23 protein-coding genes and 1 tRNA gene are annotated in these 24,281 nt (G+C 38.3%); all 24 read left to right on the forward strand.

What is annotated here, in order from left to right; genetic code table 11:
* The first annotated feature begins 108 nt into the window (after window positions 1–108).
* The 24 genes from spoVT (at window position 109) to lysS (ending at window position 23,920) form a co-directional block, all read left to right on the forward strand.
* Entirely contained in the window at window positions 109–645 is a 537-nt protein-coding gene (gene spoVT, locus MT489_RS21480) for a stage V sporulation protein T (RefSeq protein WP_244683599.1), read from the forward strand.
* Window positions 646–800: 155 nt separating this feature from the next.
* The gene (locus tag MT489_RS21485; RefSeq protein WP_244683600.1) at window positions 801–2,525 is read left to right on the forward strand and encodes a putative polysaccharide biosynthesis protein; all 1,725 of its coding nucleotides are present in this window, start codon (window positions 801–803) and stop codon (window positions 2,523–2,525) included.
* Window positions 2,526–2,527: 2 nt separating this feature from the next.
* On the forward strand, window positions 2,528–3,994 hold the full coding sequence (yabN, locus tag MT489_RS21490; protein ID WP_244683601.1) for a bifunctional methyltransferase/pyrophosphohydrolase YabN: 1,467 nt from the start codon (window positions 2,528–2,530) through the stop codon (window positions 3,992–3,994).
* Window positions 3,995–4,017: 23 nt separating this feature from the next.
* Window positions 4,018–4,293: an RNA-binding S4 domain-containing protein gene (locus MT489_RS21495; RefSeq protein ID WP_244683628.1), complete on the forward strand. Its 276-nt coding sequence runs from the start codon at window positions 4,018–4,020 to the stop codon at window positions 4,291–4,293.
* 454 nt (window positions 4,294–4,747) lie between these two features.
* Entirely contained in the window at window positions 4,748–5,050 is a 303-nt protein-coding gene (gene yabP, locus MT489_RS21500; protein ID WP_244683602.1) for a sporulation protein YabP, read from the forward strand.
* Window positions 5,047–5,682 (forward strand): spore cortex biosynthesis protein YabQ, encoded by a 636-nt coding sequence (yabQ, locus tag MT489_RS21505; protein WP_244683603.1) that lies wholly within the window; start codon window positions 5,047–5,049, stop codon window positions 5,680–5,682. Before yabP ends, yabQ begins: the two co-directional genes overlap by 4 nt.
* A gap of 20 nt (window positions 5,683–5,702) precedes the next feature.
* Window positions 5,703–6,107, forward strand: coding sequence for an FtsB family cell division protein (locus MT489_RS21510; protein ID WP_244683604.1), 405 nt, complete (start codon window positions 5,703–5,705; stop codon window positions 6,105–6,107).
* A gap of 73 nt (window positions 6,108–6,180) precedes the next feature.
* Window positions 6,181–6,597 (forward strand): S1 domain-containing RNA-binding protein, encoded by a 417-nt coding sequence (locus MT489_RS21515; protein WP_244683605.1) that lies wholly within the window; start codon window positions 6,181–6,183, stop codon window positions 6,595–6,597.
* A 206-nt stretch (window positions 6,598–6,803) separates the two neighbouring features.
* Window positions 6,804–6,877, forward strand: a tRNA-Met gene (locus MT489_RS21520).
* Between the two features lie 410 nt (window positions 6,878–7,287).
* Window positions 7,288–9,768 (forward strand): stage II sporulation protein E, encoded by a 2,481-nt coding sequence (spoIIE, locus tag MT489_RS21525; RefSeq protein ID WP_244683606.1) that lies wholly within the window; start codon window positions 7,288–7,290, stop codon window positions 9,766–9,768.
* A 6-nt stretch (window positions 9,769–9,774) separates the two neighbouring features.
* On the forward strand, window positions 9,775–10,596 hold the full coding sequence (locus MT489_RS21530; RefSeq protein ID WP_244683629.1) for a vWA domain-containing protein: 822 nt from the start codon (window positions 9,775–9,777) through the stop codon (window positions 10,594–10,596).
* On the forward strand, window positions 10,565–11,509 hold the full coding sequence (locus MT489_RS21535) for a protein kinase domain-containing protein (RefSeq protein WP_244683607.1): 945 nt from the start codon (window positions 10,565–10,567) through the stop codon (window positions 11,507–11,509). The genes MT489_RS21530 and MT489_RS21535 overlap by 32 nt, the downstream gene beginning before the upstream one ends.
* Window positions 11,510–11,631: 122 nt before the next feature.
* A complete protein-coding gene (gene tilS / locus MT489_RS21540) occupies window positions 11,632–13,035 on the forward strand; it encodes a tRNA lysidine(34) synthetase TilS (protein WP_244683608.1) in 1,404 nt (467 codons plus the stop codon).
* A gap of 24 nt (window positions 13,036–13,059) precedes the next feature.
* Window positions 13,060–13,596 (forward strand): hypoxanthine phosphoribosyltransferase, encoded by a 537-nt coding sequence (gene hpt / locus MT489_RS21545; protein ID WP_244683609.1) that lies wholly within the window; start codon window positions 13,060–13,062, stop codon window positions 13,594–13,596.
* Window positions 13,597–13,777: 181 nt separating this feature from the next.
* Window positions 13,778–15,787, forward strand: coding sequence for an ATP-dependent zinc metalloprotease FtsH (gene ftsH, locus MT489_RS21550; RefSeq protein ID WP_244683610.1), 2,010 nt, complete (start codon window positions 13,778–13,780; stop codon window positions 15,785–15,787).
* A gap of 295 nt (window positions 15,788–16,082) precedes the next feature.
* Window positions 16,083–16,856, forward strand: a complete 774-nt coding sequence (locus tag MT489_RS21555) for a type III pantothenate kinase (protein ID WP_244683611.1) — start codon at window positions 16,083–16,085, stop codon at window positions 16,854–16,856.
* A 14-nt stretch (window positions 16,857–16,870) separates the two neighbouring features.
* A complete protein-coding gene (gene hslO / locus MT489_RS21560) occupies window positions 16,871–17,752 on the forward strand; it encodes an Hsp33 family molecular chaperone HslO (protein WP_244683612.1) in 882 nt (293 codons plus the stop codon).
* A 338-nt stretch (window positions 17,753–18,090) separates the two neighbouring features.
* Complete coding sequence (cysK, locus tag MT489_RS21565; protein ID WP_244683613.1) at window positions 18,091–19,017, forward strand: cysteine synthase A; 927 nt, start codon at window positions 18,091–18,093, stop codon at window positions 19,015–19,017.
* A gap of 392 nt (window positions 19,018–19,409) precedes the next feature.
* A complete protein-coding gene (gene folP, locus MT489_RS21570; protein WP_244683614.1) occupies window positions 19,410–20,228 on the forward strand; it encodes a dihydropteroate synthase in 819 nt (272 codons plus the stop codon).
* The gene (gene folB / locus MT489_RS21575; protein ID WP_244683615.1) at window positions 20,221–20,583 is read left to right on the forward strand and encodes a dihydroneopterin aldolase; all 363 of its coding nucleotides are present in this window, start codon (window positions 20,221–20,223) and stop codon (window positions 20,581–20,583) included. The genes folP and folB overlap by 8 nt, the downstream gene beginning before the upstream one ends.
* Entirely contained in the window at window positions 20,580–21,107 is a 528-nt protein-coding gene (gene folK / locus MT489_RS21580; RefSeq protein ID WP_244683616.1) for a 2-amino-4-hydroxy-6-hydroxymethyldihydropteridine diphosphokinase, read from the forward strand. The genes folB and folK overlap by 4 nt, the downstream gene beginning before the upstream one ends.
* Complete coding sequence (locus MT489_RS21585; protein ID WP_244683617.1) at window positions 21,059–21,277, forward strand: helix-turn-helix domain-containing protein; 219 nt, start codon at window positions 21,059–21,061, stop codon at window positions 21,275–21,277. Before folK ends, MT489_RS21585 begins: the two co-directional genes overlap by 49 nt.
* 45 nt (window positions 21,278–21,322) lie before the next feature.
* Window positions 21,323–22,315: a tRNA dihydrouridine synthase DusB gene (dusB, locus tag MT489_RS21590; protein WP_244683618.1), complete on the forward strand. Its 993-nt coding sequence runs from the start codon at window positions 21,323–21,325 to the stop codon at window positions 22,313–22,315.
* A gap of 117 nt (window positions 22,316–22,432) precedes the next feature.
* A complete protein-coding gene (gene lysS / locus MT489_RS21595; protein ID WP_244683619.1) occupies window positions 22,433–23,920 on the forward strand; it encodes a lysine--tRNA ligase in 1,488 nt (495 codons plus the stop codon).
* The last annotated feature ends 361 nt before the right edge of the window (window positions 23,921–24,281 follow it).

The following is a 24,281-nucleotide window of genomic DNA, read 5'->3' on the forward strand; positions in this document are numbered from 1 at the left end:
ACTACCGATGGTAATGAATTGTAAAAACGGAAGCTTTTCTTTATTTATTTTCGCTCTATTTTTCGAAAGCTTCCATAAAATCATCTGATGAAAGAGAGGCAACTTAGGATGAAAGCAACTGGAATAGTTCGTCGAATTGATGATTTAGGAAGGGTCGTAATTCCAAAGGAAATTCGGAGAACCCTTAGAATTCGTGAAGGTGACCCGTTGGAAATTTTTGTAGATCGCGATGGAGAGGTAATTTTGAAAAAATATTCTCCAATTAATGAATTGAGCGACTTTGCTAAAGAATATGGCGAAGCGTTATATGAAAGCTTAGGCAGTTCAGTAATGATTTGTGATAGAGACGCGGTCATCGCAGTTAGCGGCGGATCGAAAAAAGAATACTTAAATAAAAGTAATGGCGAAATGATTGAAAAAGCGATGTCGGAGCGTACATCCCATCTTGAAAAAAATCCTAGTAAAATTGCCTTAGTAGAGGGGCATGAGGAAGAACTATCCTCCTATACGATATCTCCAATCATTGCCAGTGGAGATCCAATAGGTGCGGTTGTAATATTTTCAAAAGATCAAACCATCGGTGAAATAGAAAAAAAATCAGCAGAAACAGCAGCAAGCTTCCTAGCAAGACAAATGGAATCATAAAAGAATATTCGAGAAAACCCGAAGTGAATACACTTCGGGTTTTGTGTTTTATGATACAGAGAAGATAGCATAAAGTTGCACTTACTCTTTTTGCTGTCTAGCTTCAGGCGACGTCGAATCGAGGTTGATACGTTAAAAATGGAAGAGACGCCTTTTTGCACATTAGAGTTTGTGTGCTAGAGCCGATAGGCGGTTCACATACGTTTTCATTAATTTCGGTAAATCATATGTTGAAAGGGCAATGTGCTATAATGTCTCTTATGAATAGTTTGCAAAGAAAGGCGAGTGCGGGATTGCCTAAACAACAATCAAATCAGTATATGCATGGGGCATTTATTTTAACGTTGGCCGCTTTTATCGTTAAAATATTGAGTGCTGTATATCGAGTGCCTTTTCAAAATATAGTAGGGGACATCGGTTTTTATATATATCAGCAGGTATATCCGATTTATGGAATAGCGGCTGTTCTAGCTAGTTCGGGTTTTCCAGTGATTATTTCTAAATTGGCAGCGGAAAGTGAAGTTGGGAAACGAAACCATCTTGCACATGGATTACAGGCTGCTTTCCTTACCCTTCTGCTTGTTGGAGTTGCATTGTTTTCATTCTTTTTTTTCGGAGCTCGTTACATATCTGTTTGGATGGGTGATGTGGCGCTAGCCCCTTTAATTAAAATTTCTGCTTTTATGTTTTTATTTTTACCTTTCATATCTATATGGAGGGGTTACTTTCAAAGTGTTGGAAAGATGGAACCAACCGCTATAAGTCAAGTGACCGAGCAATTGGCAAGGGTCACCGCTATCTTACTCATTGCTTCATTGTTCGTGTCAAAAGGGTATTCCTTATATGAGGTTGGAAGCGGCGCCGTGACAGGCTCTATTCTAGGAACGATGTTTGGCTTGATTATTCTAAGTTTCTTTGTATGGAAACATAAAGCGATTCGCCTCCTGTTCACAAAAGGTTTGTCCATTCGTAAATTTTACAAAACAGCTCAGATCGTGCTTGTTCATGGTACAGCTATTTGTTTAAGCGGAATGCTACTTATCCTTTTTCAAATGATTGATTCTTTTAGTCTATACTCCTTGCTCGTTCAATCAGGTGTGAGCATGGAAGAGGCTAAAGTGTTAAAGGGAATATTTGATCGAGGTCAGCCGTTACTTCAACTTGGGACTGTTGCAGCTTCTTCATTTTCACTAGCCTTAGTACCGCTTATAGCGTCAGCCTGGTTGAGAGATGATGAGGAAGTTATACGCCAGAAAGCAATCAGCTCAGTAAAAATAACCACAGTTATCGGCTTAGGTGCTACTGTGGGACTTGTAAACATCATCAAGCCTACGAATGCCATGTTATTCGCAAATGGTGACGGGTCCTCGGTTCTTGCTGTTTTGGCAATATCGATATTTTTTAGTTCGCTTATTTTGATATCTTCAGGAATTTTACAAGGCTTGGGACATGTTTTTGCTCCTGGGAAGTACATCATTGTCGGTCTTACTGCAAAAATTATTTTGAATTATTTATTCGTGCCGTTTTTAGGAACATTGGGTGCTGCTATAGCCACGATAACGGGTCTAGCAGTCGTATCTGCCCTCATGATCAAAAAGTTAAATAAAAGGGTGGCGGTTCTAGCGACTTTTAAAAAAATGGCGAGTAGGCTTATTGTTGCTGGAGTTGCAATGACGGCAGTTTTGCAATTATGGCTAATTCTGTTTTCTTTAATTGGTGCCAACCGCTTGATTTTTACGATAATGGCATTAAGTAGTGTGATGATAGGAGCGGCTGTTTTTTTGGTTATGATAGTAAAAAGTCATATTTTAACTGCTGAGGAACTATCGCTCATTCCTTATGGCGAGCGGTTTGTTAAAAGTAAGCGGGAAAGGAAGTAAACATGGAGAAGGAAATAATTATAATAGGGCTGGGATCAGGTGATTTAGATCAGCTTCCCCTTGGAGTTTATAAATTATTGAAGCAAGGTGGCCGCCTTATTTTAAGAACGAAAGAGCACCCTGTTGTAGATGAATTGGTTCGCGAAGATATCCACTTTGAATCATTTGATGAAGTATATGAAAAACATGATTCATTTGAGGTGGTATATGAAGAAATAACAGAAACACTTTTAAAGTTGGCGGATTCCGAAAAGGTCATATATGCTGTCCCTGGACACCCAATGGTAGCGGAGAGAACGGTTCAATTACTGCTAGAGCAAGCTCCACTTCATAGTATCACTGTAAAAATAGGTGGTGGCCAAAGCTTTTTAGACAGTCTGTTTGCAGCTGTGAAAGTAGACCCAGTGGAAGGCTTTCAATTGCTTGATGGGACTAGCTTGAAAAAAGAACAAATTCGAATTGATCAACATATAATTATTGCTCAAGTATATGATGCCTTTGTAGCGTCCGATGTAAAATTGACGCTAATGGAAAAATATCCAGATGATTATGAGGTTATGATGGTCACTGCTGCAGGCAGCATGTTAGAGCAGGTTACCAAAATGCCGCTGTATGAATTAGACAGGCAAATGGAGCTAAATAATTTAACAAGTCTTTACGTGCCGCCTATTTCTAAACAAGAGCTTACATATAGAGAGTTTGCAACGTTAAGGGATATTATTGCGGAATTAAGAGGACCGGATGGTTGTCCATGGGATAAAGAGCAGACACATGAAACATTGAAAAAATATTTAATAGAAGAAGCTTATGAGCTACTTGATGCGATTGACCGAGATGATATAGATAATATGATTGAAGAGCTGGGCGATGTCTTGCTGCAAGTCATGCTTCATGCACAAATTGGTGAAGATGAAGGAATGTTTTCTATAGATGATGTCATCGAAAGTATTAATGAAAAAATGATCCGCCGTCATCCTCATGTATTTGGAGATGTTCTAGCAGAAGATGCTGAACAAGTAGTTTCGAATTGGGCGGAAATTAAAGCAAAAGAGAAAAATTCCTCCGAAGGTAGAAAGTCATTGCTTGAAGGAACAGGTAAAGGGTTTCCAGCCTTGTTAAGATCGTATGAATACCAAAAAACTGCTGCGAAAGTGGGGTTTGATTGGGGAGCTCCAGAAGAGGCTTGGGAAAAAGTCAAAGAGGAAATGCAGGAATTTGAGAATGAATTGACGAATGGAAATAAGCATGATCAGCTTTTTGAATTTGGTGATTTACTATTTGCAATGGTAAACGTGGCTAGACTACTAGGCATTCATCCGGAAGAGGCATTGCAAACCTCAAATGAAAAGTTTATTCGCCGTTTTTCTTACATCGAGTCTAAAGTTCATGAGAGCGGGAAACCATTTGAGCACTATAGCTTAGAAGAGCTTGATCAATTTTGGAATGAAGCCAAAAAAGCCGGTTTATAAGAGGGGTGAAATAGATGGCAACAATGCGTTTGGATAAATTTTTAAAGGTGTCAAGATTAATTAAAAGGCGTACTCTCGCAAAAGAGGTAGCAGATAAAGGTAGAATTGCGATAAATGGACAAATTGCAAAGGCTAGCTCCAATGTTAAAATTGGTGACGAACTTGAAATTCGTTTTGGCCAAAAAACGGTAACAGTCAAAATTGATTTACTACAAGAATCTTCTAGAAAAGAAGAAGCGGCTAATATGTATACTGTGTTAAAAGAGGAGAAGGTAGCAAGGGACGAATCTTTAGAATAGTCTCATGTTGTTGCTTTTCTTAATTTCTAGCTGCGGCTCCTAGCGTCTATCGAACAAGCCTTTCCCTCCTCTACGATAAGTCAACATCGGCTCGTTCCTCGCCGTGTTTCCTTTATCTCAGTGCAGGAAAGTCTCCCGTTCGTACGACGCTGCGACGCACAGGATGTGCTAGTGCAGACGTTGCCACAAGACGTGGCGGTCCTAGCCTGTTAAGTCGTCTTCGCTTTTCGTAATGTCTAGCTGCGGCTCCTAGCGTCTATCGAACGAGCCATTCCTTCCCTACGATAAGTCAACATCGGCTCGTTCCTCGCCGTGTTTCCTTTATCTCAGTGCAGGAAAGTCTCCCGTTCGTACGACGCTAAACAGTCGCCTCCGCTTTTCGTACAGCTTGTTCTATTATTTCATTTTCTCTCATATGTATTAAACAAAATTAGTGCGAAAATGAGGGATGAAAATGAACCAATATTACGAATCAGTGCCTTCGAAAGGAACAATGCCTGAACACGACCTTGTAATGAGAGGAAGAAAAATCCTTGAGATAACTGGGGTAAAACAAGTAGAGAGCTTCGATAATGAAGAATTCTTGCTAGAAACCTCGATGGGATTTTTGGCAATTCGCGGCCAGAATCTACAAATGAAAAATCTCGATGTTGACAAGGGGATTGTTTCGATAAAAGGAAAAATCTTTGACCTTGTCTATCTTGATGATCACCATGGGGAGAAGGCAAAAGGGTTCTTTGGGAAGTTGTTTCGATGAGTTTATCTACTCAGTTTTATACAATGCTTTCCATGATCGCCATGGGAAGCTTTTTTGGCGCATCTCTCGACACATATCAAAGGTTTTTAAATCGAAAGAATCGAAAAAGGCTAATCGTTTTTGTCAACGATATATTGTTTTGGATTATAATGGGACTGATTTCTTTTTATGTTCTTTTTCTCGTCAATTACGGCGAACTTCGTTTTTACTTGATATTAGCGCTTCTTTGCGGTTTTTCTGCCTATCAAGCTTTATTGAAGAAGTTTTACTTAAGAGTCCTTGAAGCATTTATTCATTTCACGAAAGAAACTATTCGTTTGCTCTATAGGCTATTTATTACACTCATATATTCTCCAATCAAATGGATTGTTTTATTTCTAATAGGAGCAATCTTGTTTTTAAGCAGAGTCCTTTTGACACTTGTAAAGTTTATCGGAAAAGTGTTATTATGGGTGTTAAAGGTTGTCTTCTATCCGATAAAATTAATCGGGAAAGGACTTCTTCATCTCATTCCAAAACAAGTAAAAGAAGCTTTTCGAAAAACCTATCATGTTTTGGAAGGATATTTTAACATCATCAAGAATGTATTAATTAGAGCGTTTCATTTCATAAAAAGAATGTTTCGTATTTGAATAAAAAAGGAGGCCACAGGATGGGAGTAAGAAAAATCAAACCGATCACTTCACTGGAAACAAACTATATGAAGCAGCAAGAAGTCCTCATGAGAAGAGCGGCAAAAAGAAAAAAACTGCTCATTCGAAGATTATGCGTTTTCCTCATCTTAACTGTGGCATTATCCTATTTAGTGATCTCCACTTTTATTTTTAGAACGGATGTTTTAGAAGCTAAGAAAAAGGAAGAAGTTAACTTAAAACAAACATTAGCTCAGCTTGAAAAGAAACAAGTATCTCTAGAAAATGAAATTGTTAAACTAAACGATGATGAATATATAGCAAAACTAGCGAGAAGTGAGTATTTCCTTTCTGAGAAAGGCGAAATTATTTTTAATATTCCAGAACCAAAAAAGAAAAAGAAAGAAGATAAGGTGTCTTATTGACACTTTTTTTATAAGTTCTATATAATGTATAATAAGGCTCATTTTTTACACTTTAAGGAGGATCATTTTTTTTATGTCGATCGAAGTAGGCAGCAAGTTACAAGGTAAGGTAACAGGCATCACTCATTTTGGGGCATTCGTTGAATTGCCCGAAGGCACAACAGGTCTCGTTCACATCAGTGAAGTAGCCGACAATTATGTAAAAGATATCAATGAACATTTAAAAGTTGGCGATGAAGTCCTAGTAAAGGTCTTAAATGTTGAGAAAGACGGAAAAATTGGCTTATCAATACGTAAAGCGAAAGATCAGCCACCTGCTCAATCTCATTCAAATCCACGTCCACGCACCAATAGAGTAAATGATATGCGTACTAAAGAAAGCTTTGAACAAAAAATGAACAAGTTCTTGAAAGACAGTGAAGACCGCTTAACTTCATTGAAGCGTCATACGGAATCCAAACGTGGTGGACGAGGAGCAAGAAGAGGTTAACTTGCTGTCTGTTTTCTAAAATAAACATAAATAACTATCCGTAACCAGGAATCTAATTCTTGGTGATAGGGTAGTTTTTTGTTGTTAAGATTATATAAATACTTTATTTTTAGGAGAGTATGGAATTTCGCATATCATGTAAAATTATGATTGACATTTTTTTTAGTGGTCTGTAATATAGACATTGTGCCTTTTATTAGGTTCATGGCGGCGTAGCTCAGCTGGCTAGAGCGTACGGTTCATACCCGTGAGGTCGTGGGTTCGATCCCCTCCGCCGCTATAAAGAAAAGCGAAAGCGCCTTGCTCAGCCCCGACAAGCAAATGTTCTGGGGCAAAAAAGGCGCTTTTTTCCTTTTATGTCTAGGTGCGAAGACGCTTGATGAGGAACGATAAGCATATGTCTCTAAACTGGAAGTTCCTTTCAATCTTCCAGGGTTACTGTTTATTGACCTCCAAGCCTCTATGTCTAAAACGAAACAATAAGAAAAGGTGTAGCGCTGCTAATAGACGCCAACACAACATAACATGATAAAGCGTAAGACTTTCTTCCTGTGAGGATTAGTCTTATGCTTTTTATTTTGCCCAAATTAGTCGAACTCTTTTTTATTTCATCCCCATCAAATTGACAAAATATTAAAAAAAGCCCCTATATAATGAAAACTATTATAAACAGTGGGGAGTGTTTTAAAAGTGGAAAGAGGAGATCTAAGTATCATTACACCGTTACGGAACATGGAGCTTCAACAAAATAAGTTTGACATTTCAAAGAAGCTCAAGGTCATTCAACAAAAGTTAGACTATGTATTCCTGCAAAAAGGGATTGCTCTGCTAATCGTATCTCTACTTCTTGGCCGAGCTTTAATATTATCCCATTTAACTCCATTCGCATTACCATTCTTCGCGGTCGTCTACTTATCCAAAAGAGACAAGGCTTCATCCGTTCTTCTCGGTCTCTTAGCTGGTTCACTTACGCTTTCCATCGGAAATGCCGCTTATATCTTTACTTTATGTGCTGTTTTCCTAATAACGTATAAACTTATGGAAAATTTATTCAAACAAGCTTTTAAAATATTGCCCTATGCGGTTCTATGTATCTCCTTTTTTACCAAATGCGGTTTCTTGTATATACAAAATGGACAAACTCTCTCTCGGTACGACGGTGTTATGGCTGGAGTTGAAGCAAGTCTTGCATTTGTTCTTGTTTTTATTTTCATGCAAAGCATCCCGTTTCTTTCTTCTCAAAAAAGAAAAAAGTCTTTAAAGACGGAAGAAATTATTAGCTTAATTATCTTATTAGCTTCTGTATTAACAGGAACGATTGGATGGACGGTATATGATTTATCGATAGAACATATTCTTTCTCGTTATCTAGTTCTTCTTTTCGCTTTTACAGCTGGAGCAACAGTTGGATCGACGGTTGGGGTTGTCACAGGTTTGATTTTTAGCCTTGCTAGTATTTCAAGCCTTTATCAGATGAGCCTACTCGCTTTTTCAGGACTTCTAGGTGGCCTTCTTAAAGAAGGTAAACGCATAGGCTCCGCAATCGGGCTTATGGTGGCAACGGTTCTCATTGGTATGTACGGTGAGTCTAACACACCACTCGTTTTGACCGTTTATGAATCATGTGCAGCCATTTTCCTATTTTTCATTACCCCTTCAAGCTTGACCGAAAAATTGGCGCGTTTTATTCCTGGTACTCCGGAACATGCAAAGGACCAACAACGATATGCAAGAAAAATTCGTGATATTACCGTTCGTAGGGTTGAGCAATTTTCATCTGTTTTCCAAGCATTATCTAATAGCTTTTCCCAACCTGAAAAATGGGAAGAGGATAAGAATGAAGATCAAGAATTTGATCTGTTTCTTAGTCATGTGACTGAAAAAACATGTCAAAATTGCTTTAAACGTAATCATTGTTGGAGTTCCAACTTTGATAAAACATATGAGTTAATGAGGAATGTTATGCATGATATAGATGAAAATTCTGGAACTCTTTCTCCTACTGTTTATCGACAGTTGGACAAGCATTGTACTAAATCTAAAAAAGTACGTGATGCGGTCCATAAAGAACTAACAGTTATGAAGGCAAACCGGCAATTGAAAATACAGTTACAAGAAAGTAGGAAGCTTGTTGCAGAACAATTATTAGGCGTCTCAGAAGTAATGGGTGATTTCGCAAAAGAAATACAACGAGAACAAGAAAATCATCATAGACAAGAGGAAATGATGTTGGATGTATTGCAGGATTTTGGAATTGAAATTGAGCAAATTGAAATTTATAACCTCGAACCTGGAAACGTGGATATTGATATTACCCTTCCTCATTCCAGTAGTTTAGGTGAATTTGAAAAAATAATTGCTCCAATCGTTTCCGACATTTTGAATGAAACGATTGTCGTTAAGGGTGAGGAATATGAAGATTTTCGTTCAGATCTCTCTTATGCAACTCTTAGATCAGCAAAGGCTTATGTTGTTGAAACAGGTATTGCGCATGCTGCTAAAGGAGGAGGTTTTTTATCCGGCGATAGCTATTCGACGATTGAATTAGGCCCAGGAAAGTTTGCAGTAGCGATTAGCGACGGAATGGGAAATGGGGAAAGAGCCCATCACGAAAGTAGTGAAACGCTAAAGCTTTTACAGAAAATCCTAAAATCTGGCATTGAAGAAAAGGTGGCGATCAAATCAGTCAATTCTGTTTTATCTCTTAGAACGACGGATGAGATTTTTTCAACATTAGATCTTGCTATGATTGATTTGCACAATGCACAAGCAAAATTCCTTAAAATTGGTTCCACCCCAAGCTTTATTAAGAGGGAAAATAAAATATTAAAAATAGAATCTGGTAATTTACCAATGGGGATATTACAGGAATTTGATGTAGACGTTGTAACTGAGCAACTACGTGCAGGGGATTTACTTATCATGATGAGTGACGGCATTTTTGAAGGTCCTAAAAATGTAGAAAATTATGAGTTATGGATGAAGCGGAAATTAAGGGAAATGGAAACAAATGATCCTCAAGCCGTAGCAGATTTAATAATGGAAGAAGTGATAAGAACGAGATCTGGGGCGATTGCTGATGATATGACGATTGCAGTTGTGGCGATAAAACATAATACTCCAAAATGGGCTGCAATTCCTGTAAGAAACAAATATATGAAAATATCTTAAAGAAGTATAAAAAAGGATACTCCCGGCGAGGATGATAACAATAACGCAGTTTCGAAATATTCGCAAACTGTTAAATCTGGAGGGGAGTACATGAAGAAGGGTACTTTAAAACAAATATTATTAATTACGGACGGTTGCTCCAATCAAGGTGAAAATCCAATTGCTATGGCAGCACTTGCTAAAGAACACGGTATTACGGTAAATGTAATTGGTGTAGTTGAGAATGACGCGATTGAGGAACAAGGCATAAAGGAGATTGAAGGGATTGCCGCTTCCGGAGGTGGAATTAGTCAGATTGTTTTTGCTGAAGCATTATCACAGACCGTACAGATGGTGACAAGAAAGGCAATGACCCAGACCTTACAAGGTGTCGTTAACAAGGAGTTGCGACAAATTTTAGGAAAGGAGATGGATTTAGAAGAACTTCCACCTGAGCAGCGAGGCGAAGTCATGGAAGTTGTCGATGAACTCGGCGAAACATCCGACGTAGAGGTCGTTGTATTAATAGATACGAGTGCTAGTATGAAATCCAAGCTCGATACAGTAAAAGAAGCATTATTAGACCTTTCATTAAGTTTGAACGCACGAATGGGCAATAATCGCTTTGCTGTATTAATATTTCCCGGGAAAAGGAGAGATGTTGAAAGGCTATTAGATTGGACACCTAATTTAGAATTATTGACGACTATTTTCCCAAAGCTTGCCGTTGGAGGAATTACACCGACTGGTCCTGCTATTCATGAGGCGATTACTTTTTTCAAGAAAAAGCGTTCTTTGAAAGGGTTGCTAACGGGTGATGATGAACAATACATGGAAGAGTCAATGTAAATATCCCGCTGGCACAGTAATTATTGGAAAATGGAATAGACATCGTTATGAGATTGTCAGAATGCTTGGTTCAGGTGCAAATGGGGTCGTATATCTCGCCGAAAGTAGCTTCGGTTTAACAGCAATAAAAATAAGTATCGATAGTGTATCGATTATCTCGGAGGTAAATGTCCTAAAAGCACTTGAGAAGGTCCAGGGATCATCCCTCGGGCCTTCTTTGTATGATGTCGATGATTGGGAAAATGGTAAAAGAAGAATTCACTTTTATGTAATGGAATATATTAAAGGTAAAGAATTGCTACACTTTGTTAGGGAAAAAGGAATTTCCTGGGCTGGAATAATGATGATCCAGTTGCTCGACGTTTTAGAAGGTCTTCATCAAAAAGGCTGGGTTTTTGGTGATTTAAAACCAGAGAATTTAATTGTCGAAGGACCAACACCAAAAATTCGTTGTATAGATGTGGGAGGCACCACAATGAGGGGTCGCGCTATAAAGGAATTCACAGAGTTTTTTGATCGTGGCTACTGGGGGCTTGGTTCCAGAAAAGCTGAACCAAGTTACGATCTATTTTCCACCGCTATGATGATGATTAATTTACACTATCCGAAGCGTTTCGTAAAAAGTGGAAACAGTGTGAAACAATTAACCATCATAATTCAAGGAAATAAGGAATTGTTAAAATTTGATACTATTTTAATGAAGGCACTTTTAGGGAAATATGACTCTGCCAAAGAAATGAAAAAAGAGCTTCTTATAATTCTTTCCGCAGGCGAAAGGTCTAAGCAGCAACGTACTACACGGTATGCACCAAAGCCGAAGAAGAAAAAAATGAGAGCCTTTCTCGAAACAGTTTCAATCCTGCTGATTACGATGATTCTATATACCTTATACATATATGGTTATATATTATAGGAAAAATTTAATGCATTAAGCTACTCAATATAAAGCAGTAAATGGTAGGATATAGGAAGAAGTAAAGTAGAAGGCGATAGATCTAACAAATAAAAAATAAATTTCTGCAATAGTGTAAGGGAATGGTTTTTGTGTTGGGATTCGAGAGAAAAACGCATAATTTTATTTCAAAACATTCCCTGATTCAAGAGGGAGATTATATTCTTGTCGCTGTGTCAGGGGGACCTGATTCTTTAGCATTGCTTGATTTTCTATATCATCAATCTGAAAAATATAATATAAAGATTGCTGCTGCTCATGTTGATCATATGTTAAGAGACGAAGCTTCTAAAGACGATCTCATTTTCGTCCAACAGTATTGCGAAAAGCGAGGAATTGTATGTAAAAGTACTTCCATCGATATAAAAACGAAAATGGCAATCGATAAAACTGGTTTACAAGAAACAGCTCGAACATATCGTTATCAATTTTTTGAAAAAGAAATGGAGGAACTTCAGGCAAATAAGCTTGCGGTTGGTCAACATGGTGATGATCAAATAGAGACCATTCTAATGCGACTTGTAAGGGGAAGCAGTGGAATCTCAAGAGCCGGTATCCAGGTGATAAGACCATTTGGATCAGGGAAAGAAATGATTCGTCCGCTTTTAAGTGTATCCAAACTGGAAATTGAGGAATACTGCGATGTTCATCAGCTAAAACCTCGTCGTGATTTAAGTAACGATACAAAAAAATATACGAGAAATCGATTTAGACTAGAAGTATTGCCTTTTTTAAAAAATGAAAATCTTCGGGTGATTGAACACTTTCAACGTTTCAGTGAAGAATTAAGTGAAGATGAGTCGTTTTTACAGGAATTGGCTAAGGAAGCATTTTCGAAGATGTGTCAGGAGTATGGAGAAGATGGAATAACTCTAGATATTCCCTCGTTTTGTACAATAGCTTTGCCTTTACAAAGAAGGGTGATTCATCTAATATTAAACTATCTTTACAAGCAGTACATACTTGATTTAACATCTATACATATTGATGCTCTACAGCAGTTGATTAAATCTAAGAATCCATCAGGAAGATTGGATTTCCCAAATGGTTTAAAAGTAATTCGATCATATGATGTTTGCAGATTTACGTTTGTTAATCAGGAGCGAGACACGGAATATAATTATCAAATTTTTGCAGGTGAAAAAGTAGCTCTTCCAAACGGCAAAACGTTCCGTGTAGAAAAAGTATCTGATTGTCCAATCAAAACAGATGCAAATACACTTGCGATCGATTCTGAATCCATTCACTTTCCCTTAACTATTAGAACGAGGCAACAGGGTGATAAATTTAAGGTTAAAGGGATGGGTACAAAAAAAATCAAGGATATTTTTATTGATATGAAAATACCATTGGAAGATAGGGCGATTTGGCCTATTGTTACAGATCGATCAGGGGAAGTCCTTTGGATTCCTGGATTGAAAAAGCCTTCCTATGAAACACCTCCTGTGCAACAAAAAGATTATTACATTATGTATTACAGCGACTAACTTTTCCTAGGAGGAAAACGATAGATGAAAAACGATATTGAAAAAGTTTTAATAACAGAAGATGAAATTAATGCAAAAATAGCTGAACTTGGCCATAAACTTACAGAAGAATATGATGGGCGTTTTCCTCTTGCAGTAGGAGTGCTAAAAGGGGCAACACCCTTTATGACGGATCTTATGAAGAGAATTGATACATATTTAGAAATCGATTTTATGGATGTATCGAGTTATGGAAGATCAACTGTTTCTTCGGGGGAAGTAAAAATACTAAAAGATTTAAATACACCAGTTGAGGGTAGAGATATCCTTATCATTGAAGACATTATAGATAGTGGCTTAACATTGAGCTATCTCGTTGATCTATTCCGTTATCGCAAAGCAAAATCAATCAAAATTGTTACATTATTGGATAAGCCAACAGGCAGAAAAGCGGATATACAAGCAGATTACGTAGGTTTTATTGTCCCAGATGAATTTGTAGTCGGTTATGGTCTTGATTACGCTGAGAAATATCGTAACCTACCCTATATTGGGATATTAAAGCCTGAAATTTATGGCTAGAATATATAATAATGAAATAAAAAATGAAAAAGAAGTGGATTTGTTGTAAAGACAGAAATGACTATGATACTATTGAATATAGTTTTTTTAAAAGCTAAAAAATGAAAGCTTTTTTATAAAAATAAATTTTTAATACAGTCATTTTTATATACGCTTTTCTTAAAGTGGGAGGAGGTAAGGGATGAACCGGATTTTTAGAAATGTAATATTCTATGCTCTAATTTTTCTTGTACTTGTAGGGATATTAAGTTGGTTTAAAAATAGTAATGAAACAATTAAGCCGATGGCGTATCAGCAATTTGTCACGCATTTAGAAAAAGGTGATATCAAGAAGTATACAATGCAACCTGAACGGGGCGTTTATGAAATAAAAGGACAATTAGAGGGTGCTCAAGAAGGTGAGTTTTTTATCACATATGTGATGAATAGTCCTGCTATGCTAGATCGTATTGATGCCGCAACTTCTTCTGAATTGGAAGTTAAACCTGCTAAAGAAACTAGCGGTTGGGTATCGTTCTTTACGACGATAATACCTTTTATCATCATCTTTATTTTGTTCTTCTTCTTGCTAAACCAAGCACAAGGTGGCGGAAGTCGGGTAATGAATTTCGGAAAGAGTAAAGCACGACTCTATTCTGAAGAAAAGAAAAAGGTTCGTTTTAAAGATGTTGCAGGTGCCGATGAAGAAAAGCAAGAACTCGTTGAAGTTGTTGAGTTTTTAAAGGATCCAAGAAAATTCTCAGAGTTGGGAGCAAGAATACCAAAGGGGATTTTACTTGTGGGACCTCCGGGTACTGGTAAGACACTTTTAGCGCGCGCTGTTGCTGGAGAGGCTGGAGTACCATTCTTCTCAATCAGTGGTTCCGACTTTGTTGAAATGTTCGTCGGTGTCGGTGCCTCTCGTGTACGTGATCTCTTTGAAAATGCTAAGAAAAATGCTCCATGTATCATTTTCATTGATGAAATTGATGCTGTTGGACGTCAACGTGGTGCCGGACTTGGTGGGGGCCACGATGAGCGTGAACAGACATTAAACCAATTGCTCGTTGAAATGGATGGATTTGGTGAAAATGAAGGAATCATCATTGTAGCCGCAACAAACCGTCCTGATATTTTAGACCCTGCTCTATTACGCCCAGGCCGTTTTGACCGTCAAATTACGGTTGATCGCCCAGATGTGAAGGGACGTGAAGCGGTCTTGCGTGTTCATGCACGTAATAAGCCGCTTGATGATTCTGTTGACTTAAAATCTATTGCGATGAGAACGCCTGGTTTTTCAGGTGCAGACTTAGAAAATCTTTTGAATGAAGCTGCGTTAGTTGCGGCAAGGCATAACAAGAAGAAAATTGATATGCTTGATGTGGATGAAGCGACCGACCGTGTAATTGCTGGTCCAGCTAAGAAAAGCCGAGTCATATCTGAGAAAGAGCGTAACATTGTTGCGTATCACGAAGGTGGACATACGGTCATTGGTCTCGTATTGGATGAAGCGGATATCGTTCATAAAGTAACGATAGTTCCTCGTGGTCAAGCTGGGGGATATGCTGTAATGCTTCCTAAGGAAGATCGCTATTTCCAAACGAAGCCAGAGTTACTGGATAAAATTACTGGGTTACTTGGAGGTCGTGTTGCTGAAGAGATTACGTTTAATGAAGCGTCCACAGGTGCACATAATGACTTCCAACGTGCTACAGGAATTGCCCGTCGCATGGTCACTGAATTTGGAATGAGTGAAAAACTCGGTCCGCTACAATTTGGTCAAGCGCAAGGCGGTCAAGTATTCTTAGGCCGTGATTTACACAATGAACAAAACTATTCTGATGCAATTGCATATGAAATTGATATGGAAATTCAACGCATCATAAAAGAATGTTACGAGAGAGCTGAAAAGATTCTCAGGGAAAATCGTGACAAGCTTGAATTGATTGCACAAACACTTCTTGAAGTAGAAACTCTTGATGCTGAACAAATTAAGAGTCTTTATGAAAAGGGCACTCTTCCGGACCGTCCAGTTTCTAAGGTGACTCCAGATCCAGTAGATCCTAAGGTAACCATTCAGCCGAAGGACGAAGGAGACATGTCGATTAAAGAAGAAAGAATCGACCCTCCAGCAGGCAAACCGGAAAAAATGGGTCCAACGAAAAAAGCAGATGATTTATCCGATTCAAGTGAAAAAGAAAATAAGGAATAAAACAAAGAAGGCATCGATTGGAAAATCGATGTCTTTTTTCAATTTTTATGTTAAAGAAAGAAGTAAATGCCGATTTTTACCTTTAACTGACATCAATTCGAGATTGGAAAACTCTTATTGAAAAGTTAAAGAATAGAAAACACTTGTTAGTTGCTATTTGGTGAGGTGACTTGCGCTTTTCCCCACAAATCGTTCGTCATTAAACAGGTCAATTTTGCATTTAAATTTCCACTCAATAAAGCAATTATGGTATGATGTTTGAAGTTAAAAAAGTCTCTTTAAAAAAGTGGTGAAGATGTTGATTTTTGTTTTAGATGTGGGAAATTCAAATATCGTTCTTGGTGTGTATCAGGGAAATGATTTGAAATATCATTGGCGCATTGAAACTAGCAGACATAAGACGGAAGATGAATTTGGAATGGCGATTAATGCTTTGTTTCAGCATGTTGGTTTGCGCTTTGAAGATATTAATGGAATTATTATTTCATCCGTTGTACCTCCTATCATGTTCACGTTAGAGAGAATGTGCTCTAAGTATTTTCAAGTAAAGCCGTTAGTTGTTGGACCTGGAATTAAAACAGGTTTAAATATAAAATATGAAAATCCTCGTGAAGTTGGAGCGGATCGAATCGTTAACGCTGTCGCGGGAATACATGAGTATGGAAGTCCGTTGATCATTGTCGATTTTGGGACAGCTACAACATTTTGCTATATTAATGAAAAAAGTGAATATATGGGTGGTGTAATAGCACCTGGTATTGGCATCTCTACAGAAGCTTTATATTCCAAGGCTGCTAAACTCCCGAGGATTGAGATTACCCATGTTGATGAAATCATTGGTAAAAATACAGTAGCGGCAATGCAAGCTGGTATTTTATTTGGTTTTGTAGGACAGGTTGAAGGTATTGTAAAACGGATAATAGAGAAAAGTAATCAAAAGCCTACAGTTGTGGCAACAGGTGGTCTTGCAAATTTAATTGCATCAGAAACAAAGATGATCGATATTATAGATCAAGATTTGACTCTTAAAGGGCTACAACTCATTTATAAGAGAAATGTCAACGAATGAAAGGTGGCTAGCAAATGGCGGACTATTTAATAAAGGCACTAGCCTATAATGGCCAAGTACGTGCGTATGCTACGCTTACAACGGAAACTGTTGGAGAGGCGCAGCGTCGACATTATACGTGGCCAACTGCTTCAGCTGCTCTTGGTAGAGCAATGACAGCTGGTGTAATGATGGGGTCTATGCAAAAAGGTGAAGAAAAAATTACCATTAAAATAGAAGGTGACGGACCACTCGGCATTATCCTTGTTGATGCGGACGCGAAGGGGAATGTTCGTGGATATGTAACTAATCCGCAAACCCATTTTGATTTAAATGAAAATGGGAAGTTGGATGTAAGAAGAGCAGTCGGGACTGAGGGTAGGTTATCGGTAGTAAAAGATGTTGGATTGCGCGAACACTTTACAGGGCAGGTGCCAATTGTCTCCGGTGAATTAGGAGAAGATTTCACTTATTATTTTGCTAAATCAGAGCAAACACCGTCTTCTGTTGGAGTGGGGGTACTCGTTAACCCAGATAACACGATTTTGGCTGCAGGTGGTTTTATCATCCAAATTATGCCTGGAGCAAGTGAAGAAGTCATTGAAGATATTGAAAAAAGACTTGGTTCTATTTTACCGGTTTCGACAATGATTCGAGAAGGATATACCTCTGAAGAAATTCTTAATCAAGTTCTTGGGAAAGAAAACCTAAAAGTTTTAGAGAAGGTACCCGTTCAATTTCTTTGTACTTGTTCAAAGGAAAGATTTGCTAATGCAATTGTAAGTCTTGGTGAAAAAGAAATAAATGACATGATCGAACAAGATGGCGAGGCAAACGCTCAATGTCATTTTTGTAACTCCACCTACAATTATTCAAAGGAAGAATTAGAGGAACTTAAAGAGGCAGCGAGAAAGTAATAAGGAAAAAGGCGGACATCTAATATGATGAACCGCCTTTTTTCTGTTATAGAAAGTAAAAAAATCTATGAGTCTGTAAATTTGAATCATGACTTTTGTTACCAGCTTCAGGAGCCAACGGCATAAGTCAGAGATAAGCTGATACGCACGAGGCAGATTATGGACTTTTTTCATATCAAAACATTTGCTTGTCGCCTAAGGCGGAGCACCTTGCATTTTTCATAGGAATATTTTCATAGGATTTTCCTAATAATAAGACTTCGTTATTGACAGTTCACCTATTTACTGGTAATTTGTAAATAAACCAATTAAAATACTCGGATTTAGAGGTGGAGAACATGACGAAAAGGGCAAATTCAATCGCCGAATTAGTAGGTAATACTCCAGTAGTCAAATTAAACCGCATCGTAGATGAAAATAGCGCAGATGTATATGTAAAGCTAGAATATATGAATCCCGGCAGCAGCGTAAAAGACAGAATCGCTTTAGCAATGATTGAGGCTGCTGAAAAGGAAGGGAAATTAAAAGAAGGCGATACTATTGTTGAACCAACTAGTGGGAATACAGGTATTGGACTTGCGATGATTTCTGCCGCAAAAGGGTATAGAGCAGTTCTGGTAATGCCAGATACGATGAGCCTAGAACGCCGCAATTTACTAAGGGCTTATGGAGCTGAGTTAGTATTGACTCCAGGCGCTGAAGGAATGAAAGGCGCAATAAAAAAAGCGAATGAGCTTGCTGAAGAAAAAGGCTATTTCATGCCTCAACAATTTGAAAACTTTGCTAATCCAGAAATCCACCGCTTAACAACTGGAAGAGAAATCGTTGAACAAATGGGTGATCAGTTGGATGCATTTGTATCAGGAATTGGAACAGGCGGAACGATTACAGGTGCCGGCCAAGTGTTAAGAGAGAAATACCCTGATATTAAGATTTTTGCAGTCGAGCCTGAAGATTCACCAGTTCTATCAGGTGGAAAACCTGGTCCTCACAAAATTCAAGGAATAGGTGCGGGCTTTGTGCCAACTGTATTAAATACAGAGATTTATGATGAAATCGTTAAAATCTCTAATGATGAAGCGTTTGAAGCGTCAAGACGTGCCGCAAAAGAAGAAGGTGTTCTTGGCGGAATTTCAGCAGGTGCTGCAATCTCTGCAGCTTTGAAAGTAGCCAAACAGCTAGGAAGAGGAAAAATTGTATTAGCCATACTTCCTGACAATGGAGAGCGTTATTTAAGCACAGCCCTCTATCAATACGAAAACTAATAACTATTTATAAAAAAAGCAAGTCCAAATTCGGGCTTGCTTTTCTAATTTCAATAAAAGAGGTATTCTATAAGAAAAGCGGAAGGCGCCGTACATCGGCGACAAGCAAAAGTTCTAAGTCGCGAAAAAGTCGCTCTTTGACTTTTGCGGCTTAGGTTATTTGACCTCGAGCCGATGGCGCCTGAAAGCTGGACAAAGAAAAGCGTAAGGCGCCCGTACATCGGTGACAAGCAAATGTTCTAAGTCGCGAAAAAGTCGCTCTTTGACTTTTGCGGCTTAGGTTATTTGACCTCGAGCCGATGGCGCCTGAAGCTGGACAAAGAAAAGCTCAAGCGCCTTGAAAGTTATATTTGCTTGCGCTAGATACGAATTAGAAAAAAGGTGTGAACAAAATGAAATGCGGATTATATACACTTGATTTTAACAAGACATTAATCATGGGAATTTTAAATGCTACGCCCGATTCTTTTTCAGATGGCGGCCGCTATAACAATGAAGAGGTTGCTGCAGAGCATGCTGTTCATATGGTAGCGGATGGAGCGGATATTATTGATATTGGTGGAGAATCTACCAGACCGGGACATGAACCTGTTTCAGTGAAAGAAGAAATCGCTAGAGTCGTTCCCGTTATTAAATCAGTTGCAGCTAAAGCGCAAGTTCCGATCTCTATTGATACATATAAAGCGGAAACTGCAAAGCATGCTGTTGAAGCAGGAGCCTCCATTATTAACGATATTTGGGGTGCGAAAAAAGAACCTGAGATAGCAAGTGTAGCGGCTGATTATAATGTCCCGATTATCTTGATGCATAATCGTGAAAATCGTGATTATGATTTATTTATTCGTGATGTGTTGAATGATTTGTATGAAAGTATCACAATTGCAAAAAAGGCCGGGGTAGCGGATGATCAGATTATTTTAGATCCGGGGATTGGCTTCGCAAAAGATTATAAAGAGAATATTGAAATGATGGCCCATTTAGATAAAGTAGTTGGACTAGGGTATCCCGTGCTCCTTGGGACTTCTCGTAAACGTATGATAGGAACAGCCCTTGACTTACCTGTAGAAGAGCGAATGGAAGGAACAGGAGCCACAGTTTGCTTTGGTATACAAAAAGGATGCCACATTATGCGTGTGCACGATGTGAAAGAAATAAGCAGAATGGCCGCTATGATGGATGTCTTAATGGGAAAGAGGAAACGTAATGGATAAAATCTACTTAAATGAAATGGAGTTTTATGGGTATCACGGGGTTCTTCCTGAAGAAACGAAGCTAGGACAAAGGTTCCGTGTAAATGTTATTGCGGAAACGGATTTTAGAGAGGCTGGGATAAAAGATGATCTCAACCTAACTGTAAGTTATGCAGATATTTATATGCTTTGTAAGGAAATCGTTGAGGGAAAACCATATAAATTAATTGAAGCGGTCGCCGAGCGTATAGCATCTGGGATACTTGAAACATTCGTTAAAATTGAATCTGTTACAGTGAAAGTGATTAAGCCAGATCCGCCTATTCCAGGGCATTATCAATCTGTAGCTGTAGAAATTACGAGGATACGTTCATGAAAAATATTGCCTATTTATCAATGGGGTCTAATATTGGAAATCGAGAGGAATTTTTAAAGCTTGCTATAGAAAAACTATCAGAAGATAAACATGTGAATATTGAAGCGTGTTCCTCTGTTTATGAAACAGACCCTGTTGGCTATACAGACCAAGAAAATTTTTTAAATATGGTTGTAAAAATTTCTACTTCCTATTCAGCCCTGCAACTTTTAGACCTTTGCATGAAAGTTGAACACGATTTAGGAAGAGTTAGGGAATTTAGATGGGGGCCAAGGGTGATAGACCTTGACATTTTATTGTATAATAAAGAAAATATTGAGATGGAGTCTTTACAAGTGCCTCATCCTCGAATGATGGAGCGAGCGTTTGTACTTATTCCACTTTTAGAAATTGATCGGAGCCTTGTGCTCCCGATTATAGATACCCCTTTAGTTGAAGTTCTGGACGATATACCTGACAAAGAAGGAGTTCGGTTATGGAAACAGATAAATGGGGAAGACGCATCCGCGCTTTTCGAAAATTAAAAGGTTATACGCAAGAAGGCCTTGCGAAAGATATAGGGATTTCAGTTTCAGTCCTGGGTGAAATAGAAAGAGGCACCCGTATGCCTTCAGAGAATATTCTATTAACTATTTCCAAAGTGCTAGGTGTCACATTGAAAGAACTGACCCCTACGGAGGATAAAGAATATTAATTCTGTTCCGATTTTGCGCGAAGACTAAGAAAAGGAGGTGGCTGCGTGTTAAAAATCGGGGATATTGAAATGAAAAACCAAGTCGTTCTCGCACCAATGGCTGGAGTATGTAATTCTGCATTCCGTTTAACGGTTAAAGAATTTGGTGCAGGTCTAGTATGTGCAGAGATGATTAGTGATAAGGGCATCGTTCAAAAAAATAAAAAAACGATGAATTTGCTTTATATAGATGAGCGTGAAAAGCCACTATCCTTGCAAATTTTCGGAGGAGAAAAAGAAACTCTTGTAGAGGCTGCGAGATTCGTAGATCAAAACACGAACGCGGATATTATCGATATTAATATGGGCTGTCCGGTAAATAAGATTATTAAATGTGAAGCGGGAGCAAGATGGTTGCTTGAGCCTAATAAAATTTACGATATGGTATCTGCTGTTGTGGGAGCGGTCGAAAAACCAGTAACGGTTAAAATGCGTATCGGCTGGGATGACGAGCATATTTTCGCAGTGGAAAATGCTCAAGCAGTAGAAAGTGCTGGTGGTGCAGCAGTTTCTATGCATGGTCGAACTCGAGTGCAAATGTATGAAGGCGTGGCAAATTGGGATATCATACGTAAAGTTAAACAATCAATCAATATCCCATTGATTGGAAATGGAGATGTAAAAACTCCTGAAGATGCAAAGAGAATGTTGGATGAAACCGGAGTAGACGGAGTAATGATTGGACGTGCTGCTCTTGGAAATCCATGGATGATTTATCAAACCGTTAAATTTTTGGAAACAGGCGAATTAACAGGCGAGCCGACTGTTAAAGAAAAAATGGAAGTCTGCAAGCTTCATCTAGATCGCTTAATTGCTTTAAAAGGAGAAAATGTTGCGGTTAGAGAAATGCGAAAGCATGCTGCTTGGTACTTAAAAGGAATTCAAGGAAATGGTAAGATTAGAAATGCGATCAACGAATGCCTTAAACGAGCCGAGCTTGTCGCTTTATTGGATTACATTACTGATGGTGCAGAAGTAACAGAAAAGCAAGCTGTTTAACATTGCTCATTACACTGCCGGTAAATGCTGGCAGTTGTTTTATTTAGAACACATAGCAGAGCCAAAATAACATACATGCTTAACAATGCACCTTAATAAAAGATGGGAGTGGTATACATGAGTCAAGAGGAATTGAATGATCAGGTGAGGGTAAGACGCGACAAGATGACTTCGTTGCGTGAGAGTGGGATTGATCCATTCGGAAAAAGATTTGAACGCACTCATGATACGCAAAAAATAAAAGAACTATATGATCAATTTTCAAAAGAAGAATTAGATGAAAAGGATATTATAGTAACGATTGCTGGAAGGATTATGACGAAACGCGGAAAAGGGAAAGCTGGTTTCGCTCATATTCAGGATCTTCCAGGACAAATTCAAATTTACGTTAGACAAGATGGTGTAGGTGAGGAGCAGTATAATCTTTTCAACACTGTTGATCTAGGTGATATTGTTGGAGTGACCGGAACAGTTTTTAAAACAAAAGTAGGCGAACTCTCTATTAAAGCTAAGGAGTTTACTTTACTTTCAAAATCACTCCGCCCATTACCAGAAAAGTTTCATGGATTAAAAGATGTTGAGCAGCGCTATCGTCAACGTTATTTGGACTTAATTACAAATCAAGATAGTAAAGAAACCTTTATTTCACGTAGCTTAATTATCCAATCGATGAGACGCTACCTAGATAAAACAGGATTTTTAGAAGTCGAAACTCCAATGTTGCATGCAATTGCAGGGGGAGCAGCCGCTCGTCCTTTCGAAACGCATCACAATGCTCTAGATATGCCGTTTTTCATGAGAATAGCTATTGAACTTCATTTAAAGCGTCTTATTGTTGGAGGTATGGAAAAGGTATATGAAATAGGAAGAGTCTTTCGTAACGAGGGAGTATCGACTAGACATAATCCTGAGTTTACGATGCTAGAGCTTTACGAAGCATACGCTGACTTCCAAGATATTATGGAGTTGACTGAAAACCTCATCGCACACGTGGCTCAGGAAGTATTAGGCTCCACTACAGTCCAATACGGAGAGTACGAGGTGAACCTTGAGCCTAAATGGAAACGACTGCACATGGTTGATGCTGTTAAAGAATATACCGGTGTTGATTTTTGGAAAGACATGAGTGATGACGAGGCAAGACAACTTGCCAAAGATCATGGAATAGAAATTACTGAACATATGACTTTTGGCCATATTGTCAATGAGTTTTTTGAGCAAAGAATTGAAGAAAAACTTATACAGCCGACATTTATCTATGGACATCCGGTTGAAATCTCACCTCTAGCTAAAAAGAATGAAGAGGATCCTAGATTCACGGATCGTTTTGAATTGTTTATCGTTGGTCGTGAGCATGCGAATGCCTTTACGGAATTAAATGATCCTATTGACCAACGTGAGCGTTTTGAAAATCAATTACGTGAACGTGAACAAGGTAATGATGAAGCACATGAAATGGACGAAGACTTTATAGAAGCCTTAGAATATGGAATGCCACCTACAGGAGGATTAGGAATAGGTATTGATCGTTTGGTCATGCTATTAACAAATTCTCCATCAATACGAGACGTGTTGTTATTCCCGTTGATGAGGAAACGAGATTAACTTAGAAAAAGTCCCCTGTTTTGTTAGGGGACTTTTTTTTAAAAATAGCCAAAAATAAAGACTTTTAAATTTCTACAAAAAAAGTGTTGCTACATTAATAAAATGGTGTTATATTATTATTCGTGCCTCGATTGAGAGACAATTACTTAATTAGTGACTCAAAAAAATAATTAAAAAAATTGTTGACATGACTTTTCGATTTCGATATAATAGAAAAGTCGCCATCGGGTGACGCGATCAAGTTTGATCTTTGAAAACTGAACGAAACGAACGTTAAATTATTTTTAAAAACAATGGTTTTAAACCATTGCCAGCAAATGAGCTACAAACTTCAATGAGAGTTTGATCCTGGCTCAGGACG

This window comes from Lederbergia wuyishanensis, from assembly GCF_022900255.1.
Lineage (GTDB): Bacteria > Bacillota > Bacilli > Bacillales > Bacillaceae_C > Lederbergia > Lederbergia wuyishanensis.